The organism is Bifidobacterium sp. UTBIF-78 (assembly GCF_006408945.1).
Taxonomy (GTDB): Bacteria; Actinomycetota; Actinomycetes; order Actinomycetales; family Bifidobacteriaceae; genus Bifidobacterium; species Bifidobacterium myosotis.
The window spans coordinates 1-19,069 of record NZ_JFAO01000009.1 but is presented as its reverse complement, the minus strand read 5'-3'; the positions used below and the strand labels follow the sequence as shown (position 1 = coordinate 19,069).

At 64.1% G+C, this 19,069-nt stretch carries 22 protein-coding genes; 14 read left to right on the top strand and 8 right to left on the bottom strand.

The window, feature by feature from the left end:
* Position 1: 1 nt before the first annotated feature.
* The 12 genes from BG22_RS02775 (at position 2) to BG22_RS02720 (ending at position 11,127) form a co-directional block, all read left to right on the top strand.
* Entirely contained in the window at positions 2 to 262 is a 261-nt protein-coding gene (locus BG22_RS02775; RefSeq protein WP_043165847.1) for a hypothetical protein, read from the top strand.
* Between the two features lie 5 nt (positions 263 to 267).
* Positions 268 to 621, top strand: a complete 354-nt coding sequence (locus tag BG22_RS02770; RefSeq protein WP_140492959.1) for a hypothetical protein — start codon at positions 268 to 270, stop codon at positions 619 to 621.
* Between the two features lie 13 nt (positions 622 to 634).
* A complete protein-coding gene (locus tag BG22_RS02765) occupies positions 635 to 1,354 on the top strand; it encodes a hypothetical protein (protein WP_140492956.1) in 720 nt (239 codons plus the stop codon).
* A gap of 116 nt (positions 1,355 to 1,470) precedes the next feature.
* Positions 1,471 to 1,725 carry a hypothetical protein gene (locus BG22_RS02760; protein WP_140492953.1) on the top strand — a complete coding sequence of 85 codons (255 nt, stop codon included), beginning with the start codon at positions 1,471 to 1,473 and terminating at the stop codon, positions 1,723 to 1,725.
* On the top strand, positions 1,701 to 2,120 hold the full coding sequence (locus BG22_RS02755) for a DUF5361 domain-containing protein (protein ID WP_140492950.1): 420 nt from the start codon (positions 1,701 to 1,703) through the stop codon (positions 2,118 to 2,120). The genes BG22_RS02760 and BG22_RS02755 overlap by 25 nt, the downstream gene beginning before the upstream one ends.
* A 39-nt stretch (positions 2,121 to 2,159) precedes the next feature.
* Positions 2,160 to 4,976 (top strand): tape measure protein, encoded by a 2,817-nt coding sequence (locus tag BG22_RS02750; protein ID WP_140492947.1) that lies wholly within the window; start codon positions 2,160 to 2,162, stop codon positions 4,974 to 4,976.
* Complete coding sequence (locus BG22_RS02745) at positions 4,976 to 5,821, top strand: hypothetical protein (RefSeq protein ID WP_140492944.1); 846 nt, start codon at positions 4,976 to 4,978, stop codon at positions 5,819 to 5,821. The genes BG22_RS02750 and BG22_RS02745 overlap by 1 nt, the downstream gene beginning before the upstream one ends.
* Positions 5,822 to 5,837: 16 nt before the next feature.
* Positions 5,838 to 7,889, top strand: a complete 2,052-nt coding sequence (locus tag BG22_RS02740) for a phage tail spike protein (protein ID WP_140492941.1) — start codon at positions 5,838 to 5,840, stop codon at positions 7,887 to 7,889.
* A 10-nt stretch (positions 7,890 to 7,899) separates the two neighbouring features.
* Positions 7,900 to 9,216: a hypothetical protein gene (locus tag BG22_RS02735; RefSeq protein WP_140492938.1), complete on the top strand. Its 1,317-nt coding sequence runs from the start codon at positions 7,900 to 7,902 to the stop codon at positions 9,214 to 9,216.
* A 6-nt stretch (positions 9,217 to 9,222) separates the two neighbouring features.
* The gene (locus BG22_RS02730) at positions 9,223 to 9,585 is read left to right on the top strand and encodes a hypothetical protein (protein WP_140492935.1); all 363 of its coding nucleotides are present in this window, start codon (positions 9,223 to 9,225) and stop codon (positions 9,583 to 9,585) included.
* A gap of 93 nt (positions 9,586 to 9,678) precedes the next feature.
* The gene (locus tag BG22_RS02725; RefSeq protein ID WP_140492932.1) at positions 9,679 to 10,755 is read left to right on the top strand and encodes a GH25 family lysozyme; all 1,077 of its coding nucleotides are present in this window, start codon (positions 9,679 to 9,681) and stop codon (positions 10,753 to 10,755) included.
* A gap of 87 nt (positions 10,756 to 10,842) precedes the next feature.
* Entirely contained in the window at positions 10,843 to 11,127 is a 285-nt protein-coding gene (locus tag BG22_RS02720; protein ID WP_140492929.1) for a hypothetical protein, read from the top strand.
* A 16-nt stretch (positions 11,128 to 11,143) separates the two neighbouring features.
* Here BG22_RS02720 and BG22_RS11055 read toward each other — a convergent pair whose 3' ends face one another.
* Genes BG22_RS11055 through BG22_RS02685 form a run of 8 tightly spaced genes read right to left on the bottom strand, consistent with a single transcriptional unit; the run spans position 11,144 to position 16,496 of the window.
* A complete protein-coding gene (locus BG22_RS11055; RefSeq protein ID WP_258186175.1) occupies positions 11,144 to 11,359 on the bottom strand; it encodes a hypothetical protein in 216 nt (71 codons plus the stop codon).
* Between the two features lie 18 nt (positions 11,360 to 11,377).
* A complete protein-coding gene (locus BG22_RS11050) occupies positions 11,378 to 11,500 on the bottom strand; it encodes a hypothetical protein (RefSeq protein WP_258186174.1) in 123 nt (40 codons plus the stop codon).
* A 47-nt stretch (positions 11,501 to 11,547) separates the two neighbouring features.
* Positions 11,548 to 12,219 carry a response regulator transcription factor gene (locus BG22_RS02710; protein WP_140492926.1) on the bottom strand — a complete coding sequence of 224 codons (672 nt, stop codon included), beginning with the start codon at positions 12,217 to 12,219 and terminating at the stop codon, positions 11,548 to 11,550.
* Positions 12,216 to 13,463: a sensor histidine kinase gene (locus BG22_RS02705; protein WP_258186173.1), complete on the bottom strand. Its 1,248-nt coding sequence runs from the start codon at positions 13,461 to 13,463 to the stop codon at positions 12,216 to 12,218. The genes BG22_RS02710 and BG22_RS02705 overlap by 4 nt, the downstream gene beginning before the upstream one ends.
* Positions 13,464 to 13,501: 38 nt before the next feature.
* Entirely contained in the window at positions 13,502 to 13,864 is a 363-nt protein-coding gene (locus BG22_RS02700) for a hypothetical protein (protein WP_140492923.1), read from the bottom strand.
* A 21-nt stretch (positions 13,865 to 13,885) separates the two neighbouring features.
* The gene (locus BG22_RS02695) at positions 13,886 to 14,284 is read right to left on the bottom strand and encodes a DUF6591 domain-containing protein (protein WP_140492919.1); all 399 of its coding nucleotides are present in this window, start codon (positions 14,282 to 14,284) and stop codon (positions 13,886 to 13,888) included.
* Between the two features lie 33 nt (positions 14,285 to 14,317).
* Positions 14,318 to 15,742 (bottom strand): FtsX-like permease family protein, encoded by a 1,425-nt coding sequence (locus BG22_RS02690; RefSeq protein ID WP_140492916.1) that lies wholly within the window; start codon positions 15,740 to 15,742, stop codon positions 14,318 to 14,320.
* Positions 15,735 to 16,496: an ABC transporter ATP-binding protein gene (locus BG22_RS02685; RefSeq protein ID WP_140492913.1), complete on the bottom strand. Its 762-nt coding sequence runs from the start codon at positions 16,494 to 16,496 to the stop codon at positions 15,735 to 15,737. Before BG22_RS02685 ends, BG22_RS02690 begins: the two co-directional genes overlap by 8 nt.
* Before the next feature lie 307 nt (positions 16,497 to 16,803).
* Here BG22_RS02685 and BG22_RS02680 point away from each other — a divergent pair, with 307 nt between their 5' ends.
* A complete protein-coding gene (locus BG22_RS02680) occupies positions 16,804 to 17,610 on the top strand; it encodes an Abi family protein (RefSeq protein WP_140492911.1) in 807 nt (268 codons plus the stop codon).
* 501 nt (positions 17,611 to 18,111) lie between these two features.
* Positions 18,112 to 18,804, top strand: a complete 693-nt coding sequence (locus tag BG22_RS02675; protein WP_140492908.1) for an Abi family protein — start codon at positions 18,112 to 18,114, stop codon at positions 18,802 to 18,804.
* The last annotated feature ends 265 nt before the right edge of the window (positions 18,805 to 19,069 follow it).

Here is a 19,069-nt window from a genome sequence, read left to right as displayed (position 1 = left end):
CATGGCCAAGGTCAAAGTCCGGCTGCATAGCAGCGGCGTATTGGACGTGCTCAACAGCGACGGCGTGCGAGGCGACATCGAGCGTCGCACCGAGGCCGTCGCGGCCGCGGCGAACCGTATGCACAACGCGAAGGGGTACGTGGGCGACGTCATCAGGACGGATAGGCCCCACGGGGCGGTGAGAGCGGTCACACGGCATGCGAGACGGTCGAACGCGAAGCACAACACCCTGCTGAAATCGTTGGACGCCGGAAGGGACTAGCCGCCATGAACGTCGAAACCACGCTCGTCCAGTTCCTCAACCGGCAGCCCGAGCTTGCGGGCATCCCGGTCTCGACGGACGTGCCGGCGCGGCGGCCGGACCGGTTCGTGACGGTGGAGCGGACGGGCGGCGCGGAGACCCCGTTCACCGACCATCCCATGCTCGCCGTCCAATGCTGGGACACCAGCCGTGTCCAGGCGGCGTTCCTCGCCCAACGGGTGAAGACCGTGCTGGAACGCGCCGTGCGGATCCCGGCGGTGGCGAAGATCGCCATCGAATCCACGACGAACTATCCGCTGGACGGGGACACGCCCCGCTATCAGATCACCGCCGAACTGACGGTGCACAAACACATGTAAGGAGATTCCACTTATGGGCAAGCCCAATGCTCAGATGGTGTCGGTCGGCAAGCCCCACGGCGACGGCGGACGCTACGCGGGCGGCGCATGGTACGGCAAGGTAGGCGAGGCCACCCCGCCCACCGACGCCACCACCGCGCTGTCCGACAAGTTCCACGACCTCGGCTACCTGAGCGAGGATGGCGTGACGAACACCATCGACCGCGACAGCGAGGACATCAACGCGTTCGGCGGCGACCGCGTGCTGAGCGTGACGACGAGCCGTGCGGAGAGCTTCCAGTTCGGCATGTTGGAGACCACGCCCGAGACCTTGGCCGTCACCTACGGGCCCGGCAACGTCGAAATCAAGACCGTGGACGGCAAGGACCAGATCACGGTCAGACACAACAGCGCGGAGCCGCCCGAACTGGTGTACGTGTTCGAGTTCGCGATGACCGGCAACAGGGTCAAGCGCATCGTCGTGCCGGTCGGCAAGACGGGCGACGTGGACGACGTGACCTACGCGGACGGCGAGGCCATCACCTACACGCCCACCATCAACGCGTTCCCCGACGCCAACGGCAACACCGCCTACGAGTACATCGCCTACGTCACCGCCGATACTCCCGAGACCACCGGCGACGAGCCGACGGCGCTGACCGACGAGGAGACGCCCACCTTGGCGAAGGCAGCCGTCAAGGCCGCCACCCGCCGCAAGACCACGGCGAAGGCGACGTCGGCGAAGACCGCCTGACCCCGTTCGCTCCTTCAGTTCCCAGTCCGGTGGCGGTGCCGATGCCGTGTCCGCCGCCACCGGATCCACTCCAACCAAAGCAGTGACACGGCATGGCCAGGAAGGACACGGCAACCATGGCGATCATCATCAACGACTACCAGCCCAAGGGCGACGAGACGGTGGAGGTGCAGTTCCCCGGCTCGAAGACCCGCTACAAAGTCAAGAGCCCCGACGCGCTGACCATCGGCGACCTCAGGGCGATCACGAACGGCGACATCGACTGCTTCTACACGCTCTTCCCCGAGGAGGCGCACCCGCTGCTCGACCAGCTTCATCCCGAGCAGTTGAACGGGTTCATCACCGCGTGGACGGGCAGCCCAAAAGACTAGCCGCCGTCCAATGGCTCATCACCAACCACCGGGACGCGCTCGAATACGAGCTCATCCGATTGGGCCTGCGCCTCAGATGGCTCGGAGGCCCGCTGCTGTCGTGGCGTGACGTGTGGCTCATCGCAGCCAACGCGCCCGCCGGCAGCCGGCTCGCCAGCCTGCTGGACGAACGCAACGCGTGGACGCCGGCCGACTGGTGGCTGCGCAGCATCGAATACTCGCTGCGCTGGCTCGTGTGGGTCAAGACCAAGGACGGGCAACGCAACCGCGGCAAGCCGAAACCCACGCCCGCACCCGGCGACAGTCCGCCGAAACGCCATGACCCGGAGCTGACCGGCATGGGCAAACAGGAGCTGCGCGCCTACCTCAGGCGGCCGCGCGTGGCCTTCACATAACCGAACAGAGCACGCCTTTCAACGAAGAGAGGGGACGAAATGGCCACGTTGGCGACCGCATGGGTGAACATCGTCCCCACGTTGAAGGGCGCGCAGAACAGGATCGCCGCCGAACTCGGCGGCATCGACCTCAAGCCCGCCGGGCGGAAGCTCGGCGGCAACCTCTCGACCAGCCTCGTCAAGGCGTCCGGCAAGGGCTTCGCCACCATCGGCAAACTCGGCCTCGGCGCCCTGAGCACGATCGGCGGCGGCATCACCGCCCTCACCGCCAAGGGCGGGTTCGCCCGCGCCCTGAACATCGAGAACGCCCAAGCCAAACTCAAGGGCCTCGGCCACAGCGCCGAAACCATCACCGAGATCATGGCCAACGCCAACGCGGCCGTCAAGGGCACCGCGTACGGGCTCGACGAGGCCGCCACCGTCGCCGCCAGCGCCGTCGCCAGCGGCATCAAGCCGGGCGAACAGCTCACCAAGGTACTGAAGACCGTGGGCGACACCGCGCAGATCGCCGGCATGGGCTTCAGTGACGCGGGCGCGATCTTCACTTCCGTGATGGCGCGCGGCAAGCTTCAGGGCGATGACATGCTTCAGCTCACCTCGCGTGGCGTGCCCGTCCTCCAGGCGCTCTCCGACCAGTTGGGCGTCTCCACGCAGGACGTGTCCGACATGGTGTCGGAAGGCAAGATCGACTTCCAGACGTTCGCCACCGCCATGGACACCTACTTGGGCGGAGCCGCCTTGGCCGCCGGCGAGACCTTCAGCGGCGCATTGGCCAACGTCAAGGCCGCGCTCAGCCGCTTGGGCCAGAAGGCCGCGACCCCCGCGTTGAATGCCCTGCGGGATGTGTTCAACGTGCTCACGCCGGCCATCGACAAGGTGAACACCGCCATCCAGCCGCTCGCCGACCAGTTGGGCTCCAAGCTCGCCGGCGCGGTGCAGCGCGTCACCCCATGGATCCAGAAACTCGCCGACGGATTGGCGGACGGCAGCATCACCGTCAAGGACCTCGCCGAACAGGCCGGGCTCTTGGTGGGCGCGTTCGCCGGGTTCACCGTGATCGGCCAGTACACGCCGCAGATCCTCGACGCGTTCACCCTCGCCGGCGACGGCGCGGGCATGCTCGTCTCCACCGTCAAGGGCGACTTCGGCAAGCTCAAGGGCATCGCCGCCGACGCGGGCGGGATCTTCACCGACCTCGGCACCCGGTGGGGCAACGCCCTCGGATTGGTGGACGCGAACTTCGGCGGCATCTTCGGCATGATGTCCAACCGTGTCAGAAGCGGACTGGGCGACGTGGGCTCGACCCTCGTCGGCATGTTCGACAGCAAGGTCTACGTGCCCCTGCAACAGGGCGTCACCGGCATCGGCTCGAAACTCGCCGCACCGTTCCAAGCGCTGGCGGGACGCGTGGGAGGGTTCCTCTCACCGGTCACCAGCGCGTTCTCCACCGCGTTCCAAGGGTTCGGCTCGACGTTGGCCGGGCCGATACAGGCGGGGCTGCAAGGGATCGGGAGCATGTTCCTGAACTTCTTCAACCCGGCCAACTTCCTCAAGTACTTCGGCATCGCGGCCATCATCGGCGCGCTGGTCGTCGCGTTGGGCGCGTTGAACACCAGTCTCGGCGGACAGTTGCAGACCCACGTCACCGAGTTCCTGACCGTCACCCTGCCCGGGCACATCACCGAGTTCCAGAACTGGGTGGCCACCCAGCTGCCCGTGCTCATGCAATCCGGGCTGACATTGCTGACCTCGGTGCTGCAGGGCATCACCCAGAACCTGCCGCAGATCCTCACCGTCGCCGCCGGCATCCTCACCTCATTGGTGGACGGCATCGCCAACGCGCTGCCGACCCTGCTGCCGGTCGCGATGCAGATGATCGTCACCTTGGTGCAGGGTATCATCGACAACCTGCCCAGGATCATCGAGTCCGGGTTGAACCTGCTGGCGAAGTTCGTCGAAGGCATCCTCAACGCCCTGCCCCAACTCATCGCCGCGCTGCCACGGATCATCACCGGCTTCGTGGACGGGATCCTCGGCATGCTGCCGCGGATCCTGACCACGGGCGTGGACCTGCTGCTGAAGTTCATCACCGGCATCATCGACGCGATACCCCAACTCGTGGCCGCGTTGCCGCAGATCATCAGCGGGTTCATCAACGGCATCGGCCGGCACCTGCCGCAGATCATCGAGACCGGCCTCGTCCTGCTCGGCAAGCTCGTCGTCGGCATCATCCAGGCCATACCCCAACTCATCGGCGCGATCCCGCAGATCATCAGGGCGATCTGGGACGGGCTGACCAACGTGGACTGGGGCGGGCTCGGCCGCAACGTCATCGAAGGCATCAAGAACGGCCTGATGAACGCGGGCGGCGCGATCAAGGACGCCATCGTCGGCCTCGCCAAATCGGCATGGAACGCGGTCAAGAGCTTCTTCGGCATCGCAAGCCCGTCCAAGCTCATGCGAGACACCGTGGGCGTCATGGTCGGCCGGGGACTGGCCAACGGCATCATCGACACCACCAAGACCGTCAGCAAGGCCGCCGCCAGCCTCGCCGGGCAAGCTTACAGCGCGTTCGATCACGTGGCTGGGGACAATCCGTTCCGGCTGGAGGCGGATGCGGACGTGACCCGCACCACCCGCATCCACACCATCACCGACGACACCAGCCGACACGACACCAACACGAACGCCGGCAGCGCGCGCCCGTTGACGCGGGACGACATCATCACCGCCGTCACGGAGGCGCTGCAGGGCATGCCGGCCATGCGCTTGCTGCTCGACAGTGGGGTGATGGCCGGCGAGCTCGCGCCCGCCATCGACAAGGCGCTCGGCAACCGAAGGGCAAGGGGCTACTAGTGAACACCAACCGGATCCGCGGCCTCACACTCGACAAGAGCCGGCTGACCATCGACGGCAGACACCTCAGCGATCATGCCGTGTTCGCCATCGCCGGCGGCATCACCATCGGGGAATCCGCGCCCGTGACGGCCTTCCAATCGGCGCCCGGACGTTCCGGCGGCTGGGACACGACCCTGACCGACATGCACGGATACCCGGCCATGGAACGCCGCGAGATCACCATACAAGTCGCCGCTGCCGGCGACCCTTTGGAGATCGAGGAGGCCAAGACCCTGATCGGCGGCCACAACGGCCGACACGTCCGCATGGGAGGGCTGACAGGCCTCGGCGAATACCGGGGACGACTCGCGGTCGGCGCGTGGACAGACCGGCACGACGCCGCTGGAACCCTCCAGTGGAGCGTGTGCACGCTGACCTTGGACGCGGAACCCTACGCGTACGGGCCCGAACAGCGCATCGACATGCAATTGGACGGGAAGACCACGCATGCGCGGATCCTCGGCAACCGGCCCACGCCGCCCGTGTTCCACCAGCTGATCGACGAGAAGGTGGACGACGTGACACCAGTCGCCACCACCCACACCTTCACCGCCAACGACCGGACGGTGCACGTGGCGAACACGCTCACCGGCGCGGGACTCTGGGACGAGGCGCACCCGCTCGTCATCGACTGCGGGCAACGCCACGTCACATGGCAAGGCGAGGCGCGGGCGATCGCGATCGACGACGACTATCCCACCGTCCCGTCCGGCCACGCCACGTTCACCGGCACCATAGGCCCGAAAACGAACGTGAAAAAGTACACGCAGTACGTCACCTACACGCCGCGATGGCTCATCTAACGAACGGAGACAATCCATGCGTTTCGCGTGCTTCGACCGGTGGGACCAGCCGAAACCCGACCTGACCGGCATCACGTCCGCCACATGGACCAGCGGCGTGGACGGCACCCGCACCTTGGAGGTCACCGCCACCGGCGAAAGCGGCATCGGCAAGGGCGACCGGCTCGTGTTCACCGACCCACGCGGCCGACTGCAGGAAGTCATCGTCGTCTCGCCCGAGCACCGGCGCGAGGAGACCCGCATCATCACCAGCCTCGTATGCAAGGGCAGCGTCCAGGAACTCGACGACACGTTCATCGAAGACAAACGCAACCGCGGGGCCACGGCCGCGCAATGCCTCGCCAAGGCATTGGAAGGCACACGGTGGACGGTCGGCACCGTGGAAGGCGACGGCACCGCCGACCTGAGCTTCTACCACGTCAGCGTGCTCGAAGCCGTGGAATCCATCGCGGAGACCTTCGGCTTGGAGATCACCGCCGGCTACCTCATGGACGCCGCCCACACCCGCGTCACCGACCGGGCATTGAGCCTCGTCAAAACCCAAGGCGACCAGACCAGTCCCGCACCACGCCGGTTCGAGTACGAGCACGACCTCAAGGGCATCACGCGAACCGTGGACGCGACCGGGGTCAAGACCCGCCTCTACGGGTACGGCAAGGGACTGCCCGCCACCGACGAGGACGGCAACCAGACCGGCGGCTATGGGCGACGCATCGACTTCTCCAGCATCAACAGCGGCAAACCCTACGTCGAAGACTCGGCCGCAACAGCCGTGTGGGGGCTGCCCGGCCCGAGCGTGAGCACCATGGGTAAGAACCTCGTCGTGGGCGGCGGGTTCGAGAGGAAATACGGCGACGGATGGCTGTTCATCCCCAACAGCGCGTTCCTCGACGCGCTCGTCAAACAGGACGGCGACGTGGCCCCATACGAAGGCAAGGTCATGCTCAGAATGGGCACCGACACCAGCACATGCGCCACGTCCGCGATCTGCGACCACATCGACGTCAAAGGCGCGACCGAATACCAACTCACGTTATGGACGCATGGGCCGGCCGGCCAATCGTGCAGCATGAAGATCACGCAGAACGTGAACGTGTACCCGACCTCCAACATCGTCCTCGACCCGCCCGTGAACACCGGCCGATGGACGAAGACCACACGACGGTTCACCACCCACGCCAAATGCAGCGCCATCCGCGTCTGGATCGAGAACCCGACCGGAACCATCTACCTCGATGACGTGTCCCTCTCGGAGGTCACCACCACTGGCATCCACCCGGCCGAAGGCATCTACGAGAACGGCGACTGCGAGGACAAGCAGCAGCTCCTCGACGAAACCAAGGCCGAGCTGAAACGGCGAAGCACGCCCACGGTCAGCTACGAGGCCGACGTGATCACCTTCACCCACGCCGGCATGAACACCACCGGCGTCGCCCTCGGCGACCGCGTGCTGCTCGTGGACACCACCTTCACCCCGGACCTGCGCCTGTCCGGCCGCGTGCTCCAACTGGAGGAGGACCTGCTCGACCCCGCGCTCACGGTCATCACAATCGGCAACATCATCGAACGGTTCACCAAGTCGAACCGCAACGCCGAGCAGCGGCTCGACCGTGTGGTGGCGAATGCGGGCGCATGGAACGCCAGCAGCCAGCAGATCACCCAGAACGCGTCGAAATGGGATCAGGTCGCCCAGACCGTCGTGGACAACGGCAGCCGCTGGAACATCACCGCCGACACGCTCGACGCGAAGGCCGCCACGTGGGACGGCACCGGCGCGACACTCACCGCCAAGCAACCCTCGTGGGACGCGACCACGGCGACACTGACCGCCCGGCAACCCCAATGGGATGCGACCACAGAAACCGTTGCAACCGGGCAAGCCGACTGGGACAAGGCCGCGACCATCGCGGACGCGCACGCGCAGGCCATACGCCAATCCACGTCCGGTGTCACGTTCCACCACGGGGACACCGCCATCACCCTCGGTGACGCCATCACCCTCACGGATGCGTCGGGCACGTGGACGTTCACCGACGGCATGTTCGTCAAACAGGAACCCACCGAGTAAGGAGCCGTGCATGGCCTATGAGATAGAGAAGTACCGGACGATCGAGACGACCCTCGACCTCGCCAACGACTACACGCCGCCCATCCGTCTCAACGGCGGCGACCGGGACGGGCGGATTCTCAAATTCAACATCACCAACGGCGGCGACGATGTGGACGACCTCAACGGTCTGTCCGCGAGGCTCACGTGGAACCGCGACCCTACGGATCCGTCCAGTGGCGGCGGATACGCGGACATGAGCAAGAAGAACAACACCGACAACGCCACCGGCGTCCATCAGGTCAGCTTCACCACTCCCGTGCCCGCTGCGCTGCTGCAGCAGGCGTCCGACCGCATGGTCGTGGGCATCGAGATCGAGGACGCCGACTGGCACGTGATCGCCAGCCGCAACATCCCCGTCATCATCGAACCATCCCGCATCAACCCCAAGGCCCCCGAGATCGCCGACCCGCTCAAGGATCTGCACGAGACGATCGGCAAGGCGCAGGAACTGATCGACACCGCCAGCATCGACATCGGTACCGTCACCACGCTCACCCCAACGAAAAAGGCCACCGGCGCGTTGACCGGCACCGGGCTGAAACGCAAACTCAACCTCGGCATCCCGCGCGGCAGCAAGATCAGCATCGTCACCGCCACCGCATTGGACACCGCCACACCCACCGTCACGACCGGCACGGACACGAACGGGGACACCACCATCGCCCTCGGACTGCCACGCGGCAAACAAGGCGAGAAAGGCGACAAGGGCGACCCCGGAGAGCCGGGGGGAGTAGGCAACGTGCCGATCGCCACCAGCACCACCGCCGGCATCGTCAAAATCCCCACGGCCACGACCACACAGCCGCTATCCGTGGCATCGGACGGCACGGTGACGGTCAGAACCGCAAGCAGCACCCAAGCCGGCATCATTACCGCCGCCCAGGTCACGCGCCTCACCGCTCTGGACAAAGAACAGAGCATCGAGCAGACCAATGGCAAAACCGTACAATTCGCGATAATGTCTGCTCACCTGTATGCGGACGAGGAAACGTTCTTCGGCGCACGGGACAATCTCTTGCAATACCCCTTCAACTGCGTGCTCTATCACAAGGGATTGGGCGGCAACTTCACCGAGTTCTCGTTCTATCTGCGGCGTGCGGCCAGCACGACCGGCATCCTGCCGTACAAGCACCTGTACGTGGTGGACATCACCGACAAGACACTCCATAACCTAGCCTGCACCATGGAAATCAGCACCGTGAATCCCAAAGCCTTGTTCATCACCCTTGACACGGGCATCGCCGTCAAGGACGGCAACCTTTACGGACTCCGCTTCATGAAGTAGGCCGACATGAATCCCACCACCACGCAACCGCTGGTACTCGTCGTCTGCGCCGTTATCGGTAGCGGCGCCGTCACCTCGTTGGTCTCATGGCTGCTGCGCCGCATCGACCAGCGCAGGAACCTCGAACAGGCCATCGCCGAATCCGCGACCATCCGCCGCCTTGAACTGGAGATCTACCGGCAGTCCCTGTTCCTTCCCACCACGAGCCGCATGCAGCATGAGCACCAATTGGACGCCGGCAAAGCGTACACGGATCGCGGCGGCAACGGGCCCGGCCACGTGCGCGTCCAGCAGCTGGAGGACGACTACCGGCACCGGCTCAACACCGACGACTGGAACTACCCGTCGCATCGTCACCTGCATAACTGAAGAACAACAGAACAGACCGAACAGCCACAACCGGAAAGCCCCATGCGACGCCAATCGCAGTGGGGCTTTCCCCGTAAAGAGAGGGACAAAGGCATGTCCAGGATCACCCACCGACTATTCGCCACGCTCGCGCTGCTGCTCGCCATGCTCACGGTCACGCCCAGCGCGATGGCCGACATGCGCGGCATCGACGTGTCCGGCTGGCAGTCTCCGACCGTCACCTGCACCGCCGACTACGATTTCGCCATCGTCAAGGCCACCCAGGGCACCGGCTTCACCAACGGGTACATGACCAGTCAGGCGCAGTGCGTGCGGCAGCGGGGCAAGAGCCTCGGCTTCTACCACTACGCCGGCGGCGGCAACGCCACGGCCGAGGCCGACCACTTCGTGAACACCATCCGCCCCTACCTAGGCAGTGCGGTGCTCGTGCTCGACTGGGAAAGCTACCAGAACAGCGCATGGGGCGACTCCAACTGGATCCGCGTGTTCGTCAACCGCGTGCACGCGCGCACCGGGGTATGGCCGCTCGTCTACACTTCCGCCGCCCACCTGTGGCAGATCCCGTCCGATGTGCGCGCCCATTGCGGCCTGTGGGTCGCCCAGTACGCCAACAACAACGCCACCGGCTACCAGACGCGTCCATGGAACTACGGACGCTACGGCGAGGCCATGCGACAGTACACGTCCAACGGACGCATCAACGGATACGCCGGACCATTGGACCTCAACTACTTCCGCGGCACGACCACGCAGTGGAACAAGTACGCCAACCCCAGCGGCCACACCACCGCACCCGCGCCGACACCCACGCCGAAGCCGAATCCCGTGCCGCAGCCGTCCCGGCCGAACACCGGCAACGGGGTCAGCGTGACGGTGCGTTCCGGTGACACGATCAGCGGCATCGCCGCCCGCACCGGACTATGGCCCGTGACCGCATGGAGCGTACCCAGCGGGAACATCAACCGCACCTGGCCCGGCCAGACCGTCACCTACCGAGGCAACGGCACTATCGCCGCCAACGTCAATGCGACCGGCACGCGGATCCACGTAGTCAAGAGCGGCGAGACACTGAGCGGCATCTTCGGCGCTTCCGGCTGGCAGCGCGTCGCCCAGCTCAACAACCTCAGGAACCCGAACCTGATCTACCCCGGACAGCAACTGCGCTACTAAGTAGCCGTTGAACCGTCTGTAGCCTTCGGCACCACGCCGGAGGCCACACCTTCCATATCCAAGACCAATCAATCCAAGGAGAACCTTATGGATATTTCCGCAGCGACCACCCTCGCCGCCGGTATCGTCGCCCTCATCGCACCGGCCCTGATTCAGGCGTTCAAGAAGCATATCCCCGCCGACTACGTGGGCCTGACCAGCCTCGGAGTAAGCATCCTGCTCGGCATCATCGCCATCGCCGCCACCAACGGCTTCCACGGCTACGGGTGGGGCATCGTCCTCACCGGCGTCATCGGCGTCGCACAAGCCGTCTACACCCTCGTGAACCAAGCATTCAGTGGCAAGCTCAGCAAGAATGCCGTAGACAATTAATTGACCGAAACGAACGTTAGCCATGTGTGCGAGACGTATCCGGCTGCTTCTCCCGATACAGAGCATTGACGCCGGACACGAACTGCACGCAGAACAGTCCCGTGAGGAACACCGGTACAGCGGGGCGGTATGTGTGGTAGAAATCGACCATGTCGGGTTGCACGTATGGCATCGCGATGATGTACGTCGCGTAGGCGAGCAGGGCGACGGATAACGAACAGATCAGCAACATGATGACGGCGAAACGCAGTCACCGCCGTTTTCCGCCCGCATGTGCAAGCCCACGGAACGCCAGCGTGACGCACATGCCGATCAGCAGATAGCACAGCAACCCGTACGTGGGCAGCATGTCGACGATGAGCAGAGTATCCATTGTGCGCTTCTTTCTGTTTGATTTTCGGTGGCATGACGATGAGATGCTTACATCCCTCCCGCCTTGTACCAGTTGACGGCGATCTGGGTGCGGTCCCTGAGCCCGAGAGTCGTAAGGATGCGACTGACTGTGCGTTTGACCGAATTGGGCTCGATGACGAGTCGTCCGGCGATTTCCTCGTTACTGAGTCCTTCTGCGATGAGTGAGCAGATCTCACGCTGCCGCGGGGTGAGAGTGTCGAACGATGCGCGCAATTCCCGTTGCCGTTGGTCTCCCGTGGGATGGGGAATGCCTCGTTCCAGCACCTGTCTAGTGATGCGCGGGGTAAGGATCGCATCACCGCCGGTGATGGCATGAATCGCATCCACCAGCGCGCGCTTGGTGACGTCTTTCAACAGGAATCCGCTGGCTCTCGCGTCGAGTCCGCCGAAGGCATAGTCGTCTTCGTCGTAGGTGGTGAGGATGAGGATTCTGATGGTGGGCCAGTTTTTGACGATGTGTCGGGTTGCTTCGATGCCGTCCATGCCGGGCATGCGCACGTCCATGAGGATTACATCGGGCAATGGCCGGTGATCGGCATTCAACTGGTTGAGTGTGTCGATGGCGGCTTGCCCGTTCTCCGCCGAGGCGATGACGGTGATGTCGGTCACGTCGTCGAGCATGAGCTGGAAGCCGAGTCGTGCCAGTCTCTGGTCGTCCACGAGCATCACGCGGATCATGGTTGGATCTTCCTTTCGACTGGTCGTTTCCCGGTCATGTTCCCGGTTGAGGGAATGACCGCTTTGACCTGCCATTCGGTGCCATCGACCGGCCCATAGGCGAACGTACCGCCGGCGTCTTGCACGCGCCATGACAGTCTGACCAGTCCGGTGCCATCACCGGGCGTGGCGGTTGGCGCCGCGTCGCCGGCTCCGTCGTTGCGGACGATGACAGTGACTCCGTTCAGAGGCTGGTGGTTCCATGAGACGTTGAGATGCGTGACGTGCTTGCCGTGACGGATGGCGTTGGTTATGGCCTCTCGGGTCACGTCGAAGCAGAGGTCCGCCTGGGGTTCGTTGGCGACGCGGACGCCGGTTTCAGTGAATACGGTGATGATGCCGAGCGCGCGGGCGTGTGCGAGGATCGGACGAATGTCATCCCATGAACGCATGCTCCGGGAGCCCGGCTCGGCAGGCTTCTCGTTTTCGTCGGTCGTTTCGGTCTCGGTCAGTGCGCGCACGGCCTTGCGCGTGTCCGCCAAGCTTTCCCGTGCGATCTCGTTGATGCCTTTCAGGGCCTCCTCCACGCGCGGGTCGTCGGTCTTGCCGCTCAATCCTTCGGACAGGGCGATGATCGCGGTCAGCCCGTGGCCCACGCTGTCGTGCAGCTGCCCGGCGATGCGCGAACGACGCACCGCGGCGTCACGCTGCTTGACGGCGGTCTGCGCGCGCCGGTGTTCCAGGCCGGCGGCGGCCGTGGCGTTCCCGGCCTGGACCATGCCGCGGCGCGCCAGGGCGATCGCGCCGGCGAGGGCGAGCAGGAGGATACGGCCGGGCCATTCGCTGAGGAACCGGCTGGCGGGCCATGACATGAACGTCGCCAAAGTCACGGTCAACGTCGTCGCGAGGGACCCGATGTACATGCGGCGTTCCCCGGCCGTACGCATGAACGCGTAGAACGCCGCGACCAGTTGGACCAGCAGAATCGAGTCCGCATGACAGGAGGACAGGACCAGGGTCAGGATGAGCTGCGATGCCAACGTGGCGGACGGGGCCCGGTAACGGAACACCAATGCCAGGCATGACAGGAGCTGGAACAGCAGCAGCATTATGAATCCGCCGGTCTGCTTGGCGAGCGTGTACATCGAATCCAATGAGGTGCCTATCATGCGCTCCCACGTGAGCATCGCCATCTCGACCGCGAGCACGCATAATGGCATGGCTATGGCAGTGACCCTGCCGACGTTCACCGTTTGCCGCTCCATACGATCCACTGTGCCACCTCGCAGGGTCATCGGCGTGTTCACTGGGCGAGGCAGTCCGCGCCGGGCATCAGGCAGCCGAGCATCGTGACCGAACCGGTGAACAGCACAGTGAACACGATGATGATGGCCAGCCATACGAACGGCGAGAGCAGCGCCCCGATCCATGCGGCGACACGGCCGCCATGCTCCCATCCGTGCCCGTCGCGGCCGGTGATCCACGCGATCAGCACGCCGGGCAGGGACAGGAGCAGGCCAAGCAACAGGAACCCGACGATCGAATCGTTCGGTGCGGTCGCGGCTGGCAATGGTCGAGGCGGATTCGGCCGGCCGGGCTCCGGGACGGGCGATGGCGCCGGCAGGGGCTTGCCGGGCGACGGTTCGTGATGTGCGGGAATGTCCATGAGTGCCGATCCTTTTGAATGTCATTGGAGCTTGTTGATGTTGATGGCGCCGTTGTCGCCGGGCAATGCGCTGATGGAGACCTTGACGGTGCCGTCGTCGGCCGTGTAGTCGTATACGCCGGCCTGTTCCTCCTCGGTGGCGTTGCGGGTGAAGCCCGCGTCCTTGATCTTTCGCGCGTAGTCCTTCGCTTCGGCGATGGTCCATGACACGTCGATCAGGTAGCCGTTGTCGGTCTCGTCCCTGATGCGGGTCGTCACCCGGTCGGGTTCGGGCACCCGGCCGGCATACTGGCCGTCAGGCCAGGAGCCTTGGACGGAGCCGCACGCCGTCAGCCCGAACAAGGCCGTCAGGATCAGCAGGAATGCGAGCAACATGGACGCCGGGGTGCGCCTCGGCATGACCGTGTATCGGACAGGCATGATCATCCTCCTGTTTTTCCGAATCCGGGGCCGTCAACGGCTTCTGATCGCGTCGGCCGCGCTGCGGCGCAACGCGGGGCGGATCTGCATGTACTGGATGAGGCACAACGCCAGCCAGCAGGCCGCTGCCGCGCCGATCACACCGGTCCACGGGATCTCGGCCACCGGAACGCCGACGAGCGTGATGGAGCGTGCGGCGAGCACGAGCGAGCTGACGGCGACCGGGATGAGCGCGAGGACGACCGCGCCGGCGGCCAGTTGCAGGCTCTGCCACAGGATCATGCGCGTCACCCGGCGCGGCGACAGGCCGAGGCTGCGCAGCAGCGCCTGGTCGGCGACCATGCCGCGGCTCGACAACGCGATGACGGCTAGGCTCGTGGCTAGGGACACGATGCACAGCATCGCGATCATCAGCAGCGAGTCCGTGTAATTCAGGCTGGTCGGATGGCCGCCCAGGGCCAGTATCCGCCCGTAGGAGCGCGCGCAGGTCAGCAGGGTCGCGGACAATCCCAGAGCCAGTGCGAGCGGGGCGATGGTGTTCATACTGGACACGGCCTTCGCCTTGGCGGCACGGGCCGCGAGCATGCCGGTCGCCGACCCGCACAGGCGGCACATGACGCGTCCCGCGTCCAACAGAATCGGGACCAGCACGCCGGCGAGGACGTACATGCCGAACGACGCGATGATTCCGGCCCATAATGCGCCGTTGAACGTCTGTCCGGCCTCCTGTCCGAACGCGCGGGCGCGCGGCATGCCCATGCCGGAGAACGCCAATGCCAATGCCGCCGCCATGACAACCAGTCCGAGCGCCCAACGCGCCCAATACCGCCATTCATGCCGCCCGATCGGCGCGTCCCTGCCACGGATCGCCTCAATGGGACGGACCTTCGCCGCGCGCATTGAGGGCACGAACGCGCCCAGCATGCACGTGGCCACGCCCAACAGCAGCGAGCCGAGCCATGCCGCCGCGGACGGCGCGAACGCGGGAGGGACGAACGAGCCGAGCCCGCCGACGAAGCTCTCCGCGGCCATTGCGTCGAACTCGGGGACTGCGAGCAGGCTGGCCGGCATCGCGGTCAGCGAGCCGATCAGCGAGCCGGTGAGGCTCGCCACGCCCACGAGCATCCACATGCCTGCGCGCACCTGGCTCGGGCTGGCTCCCATGAGGCGCCATTGCGCGAACGTGCCGCGGATGCGGTCGACCGTGGCCGAACCGACTACCGTCAGCGAGAAGAACGCAAGCAACGCCACCACGACATAGATCGTGACCGACACCATGGCGAACTCGGCCGGATCCAAACCCGCCAGCTGGGCGGCCGACGCGAACGAAGGCGACGAGGTCCACACGAACTGGTTCATGCACACGCCCACCAGCGTGGTCACCACCGCGACCACCATGATTGTGGGTACCCAACCCGCGAGATTGTCGCGGAACACGCGAAGCACATACCTACCCACGACGAGCCTCCTGACCGCGCTGCGACATGGCCGGCTCGAACGTGCGGCGCATGCCCTCGACGATCTGCCCGGCGGTCAGCTTGCCCGAGATGTGGGTGATCCCGCCGTCACGCAGGAAGACCACGCAATCGGCCAGGGCGGCGGCGTCCGCGTCATGCGTGACCATGACCACGCTGGAACCCGAATCCGCCAGCTCTCGCAGCACCTGCAGCACGAGCTCGCTGTTCGCGGTGTCGAGCGCGCCGGTGGGCTCGTCGGCGAATACCACCGACGGACGCAGGAGCAGGGCCCGGCACAGGGCCACGCGCTGCTGCTCGCCGCCGGACAGGGCGCTCACCACGGTCCTCGCCCTCTGGCGCAGACCGAACCGGGACAGCAGCTGCGTGACCCGGACGTAGTCGGCCTTGCGATGGGCGAGCGAGAGCGGCAGCATCACGTTCTCCTCGACCGTCAGATACGGCACGAGGTTGTACTGCTGGAACACGAAACCGATATGCCCGCGGATGAACCGCGAACGACGCTCCTCGTCCAACGCGTAGATGTCGGTGCCGCCGATGACGACCCGGCCCGAGTCGGGCCTGTCCAAACCGGACAACACGTACAACAGAGAGGTCTTGCCCGCGCCCGAAGGCCCGACGATCGCCGTCAACCCGGTGCCGGGAATATCCAACGAGACATCGTTGAGAATCACACTCGGGCTGGAACCATCAGTGGAAACCACACGCTTGACCAACCCAATCGCCTGAACCGACATCGATTCAACCGGTCGGAGACCGCCATTCCGTTGCCGATGATCTGTTGCAATGGGCGTATTCGGATTTTGGATCGCCATACCAGCCTCTTTCCCGTGAAAGTGATTGCGCCGTTTTCGGCGTATGGCTCATACCTTCATGGAAAAGAGCATGGAAGTCGAGAGACAAACGGAATCTGTCATCTTAGGGTGACAAATCTCACTGATGACTCTCCCGGTGAGAAAAAGAGAACCCCCAGTGCATCACGGCTGAGTCGAAGACCGTCCGGAGAGGCCCTTTGGGGGAATTCATGGAATATGATAGTGGGTTATGAGCCGACAGTCAAACCCAGAGCCCGATTTCCTCTCGCGCACCCCTCGCAAGGGCAGTCCGCAGGAGAGGGCATTGCGCACGTGCATCACCGACGAACGACTCGCATCCTACGATTCCGAGGCCCGACGACGCTCATGTCCGGCACTGCGGTTATATCTGTGGGATCATGACATGGCCAGCGCCTGCATGGGTGATATCGCCATCCTTGAGGTCGCCTTGCGTAATCGCATGGACCGGCAGTTGTCCCTCATCTCTTTGAAACAATCCAATACTGAGGACTGGTATATGGCGGTGCTCCGATTTGACGATCGTACCCAATACCAGATTCGCGAGGCATGGAGCCATCTCACCTCGCAACAACGAAAGCATCGTACGCACGGCCATCTCGTCGCGTCATTGACGTTCGGATTCTGGCGCAACCTTTTGGAGGACGGCGGCACAATCCACACGAAGTGGCCGGACCAGAGCCACGCCGACTACGAAAACGACTTCTGGCGCAAGGGCCTTGACAAGACATTCTCCAATGGACGTCAGTACGCGCGTGCGGTGGAAGAACGATGGACGAGAAGATATGCGCTGGGCATCGTCAAGACCGTGCATGCCCTGCGCAACCGGGTCGCCCACCACGAGCCGCTCGTCAACGGTATCCCGCTGCCGGGCGAGAACCGGCGCATCACGCTGGCGAACGCGGTGCAGTCCTGTTTCGATCTGGCGATGATTCTGGACCGGGATCTGTACGCATGGCTGATGGACAACAGCAAGATGAGGCTCGTGCTCGAACATGAGCCGCAGCCCAATGAGTAGACAACCATTGCCGCTCTCTTCAAATCGCTTGTTCCAAACAGATCGGAATCGCGCCGAGAAAACCAAGTAGTATATTCTTCTGACCGCGTTTCGACACACCGCATGATTTCGCCGTCCATAAGCTCCGAGACGTTAACATTTTACTAACAATGACCGTCACGATTCGTCAATCCGAACGGTCTGAACCAAGAAACAGAAAAACGAGGAACGGCTTAATTCCAATGGTTTTGGGGTGAGCCAAGAACGCTAAGGCTAGCCAAGAACTCCCGAATCCTAACAGGATGTCGCGGTTTCAAATCCCGCTATCCCGACCACAAAACCTTACTCCCGCTTGGGTTTTGCGGCTTCGTTGTTTGAGGCAGAAGGCCGCTGTGGTAACGATGGGTAACAATGACCGCAGACCTAGGCCGCAATTGGTTGTGCAGGAAAGAAAAATCCCCGGGGTTTCATGATGTTTCGCATGAGTGACGTTCCGGGGCATTCGCTAGTAGTATAGCCGCCATGAGTCCTGAAAGTCAACCCGTCACGCTCACCGACCTGCAACGATGGTTCTCAACCGAGCGCATGAGCACGTACGTGCGCTCCGCGCAGACGACCGATTGCGACGTGATCGACCTGTACGTGTGGAACGGACGGATTTCCAAGGCCTTGCTCGAAGACATAGCTCATGTGGAGGTGCTACTGCGTAACTTCATGTCCGAGCGCCTCGCCAGAGCCTGCGGGCACGAGGACTGGTACAGGGACGACGCAAGGTTCCGGTTCAACTCGTCCAAGACAAGACGGTTCGAAACATCGGTTACGGAGATCGAGCGGCAGATACGGCATTCAGGCAAACCGGTCACGCCGGGACGCGTGATCGCCGACATGTCGCTCGGCTCATGGTGTTTCCTGCTCTCCTCCAGACTGGAACAGACCGTGTGGAGGGCTTTGCGGGATCCGGCGAACGGCGGCATGCCGAACTACCCATCGCGCAAGCGCGCCGTATTCGAAAGTCACGTCAAAACGATGCGCGACCTGCGCAACCGGCTATCGCACCAGGAGCACCTGGTGCTCGACAACCTCGCGGACGAGAACCGGTATCTCGACGGGCAGTGCGCGAATCTCGACTGGATCGCCCGCGTCATCGACCCGAAAGCCGCCGACTGGATCCGCAGCCAATCAAGAGTGAAAGCACTTCGCGCAAGACGCCCATAGTTACGGTTTCTCCAGGGTCTCGACTGCATTCTGACCGGGAACGCCGTTGTCGGCGCATTCGAACCTCTTGCGACACGCCGACGCCCCTCCCCTCCCGCATGCGACAGGGACGGTAACGAAATGGTAACGATGACCGTCACGATGAACCAATCACAGCCCGTTCAACCAAACTTCCCAAAATCCAGAATCGGCTTGATTCCAACGAAAACCAGCCCGCCCAAACCCAGCCGGACAAGCCAATCGAACGCCCGCCCAAACAGGATGT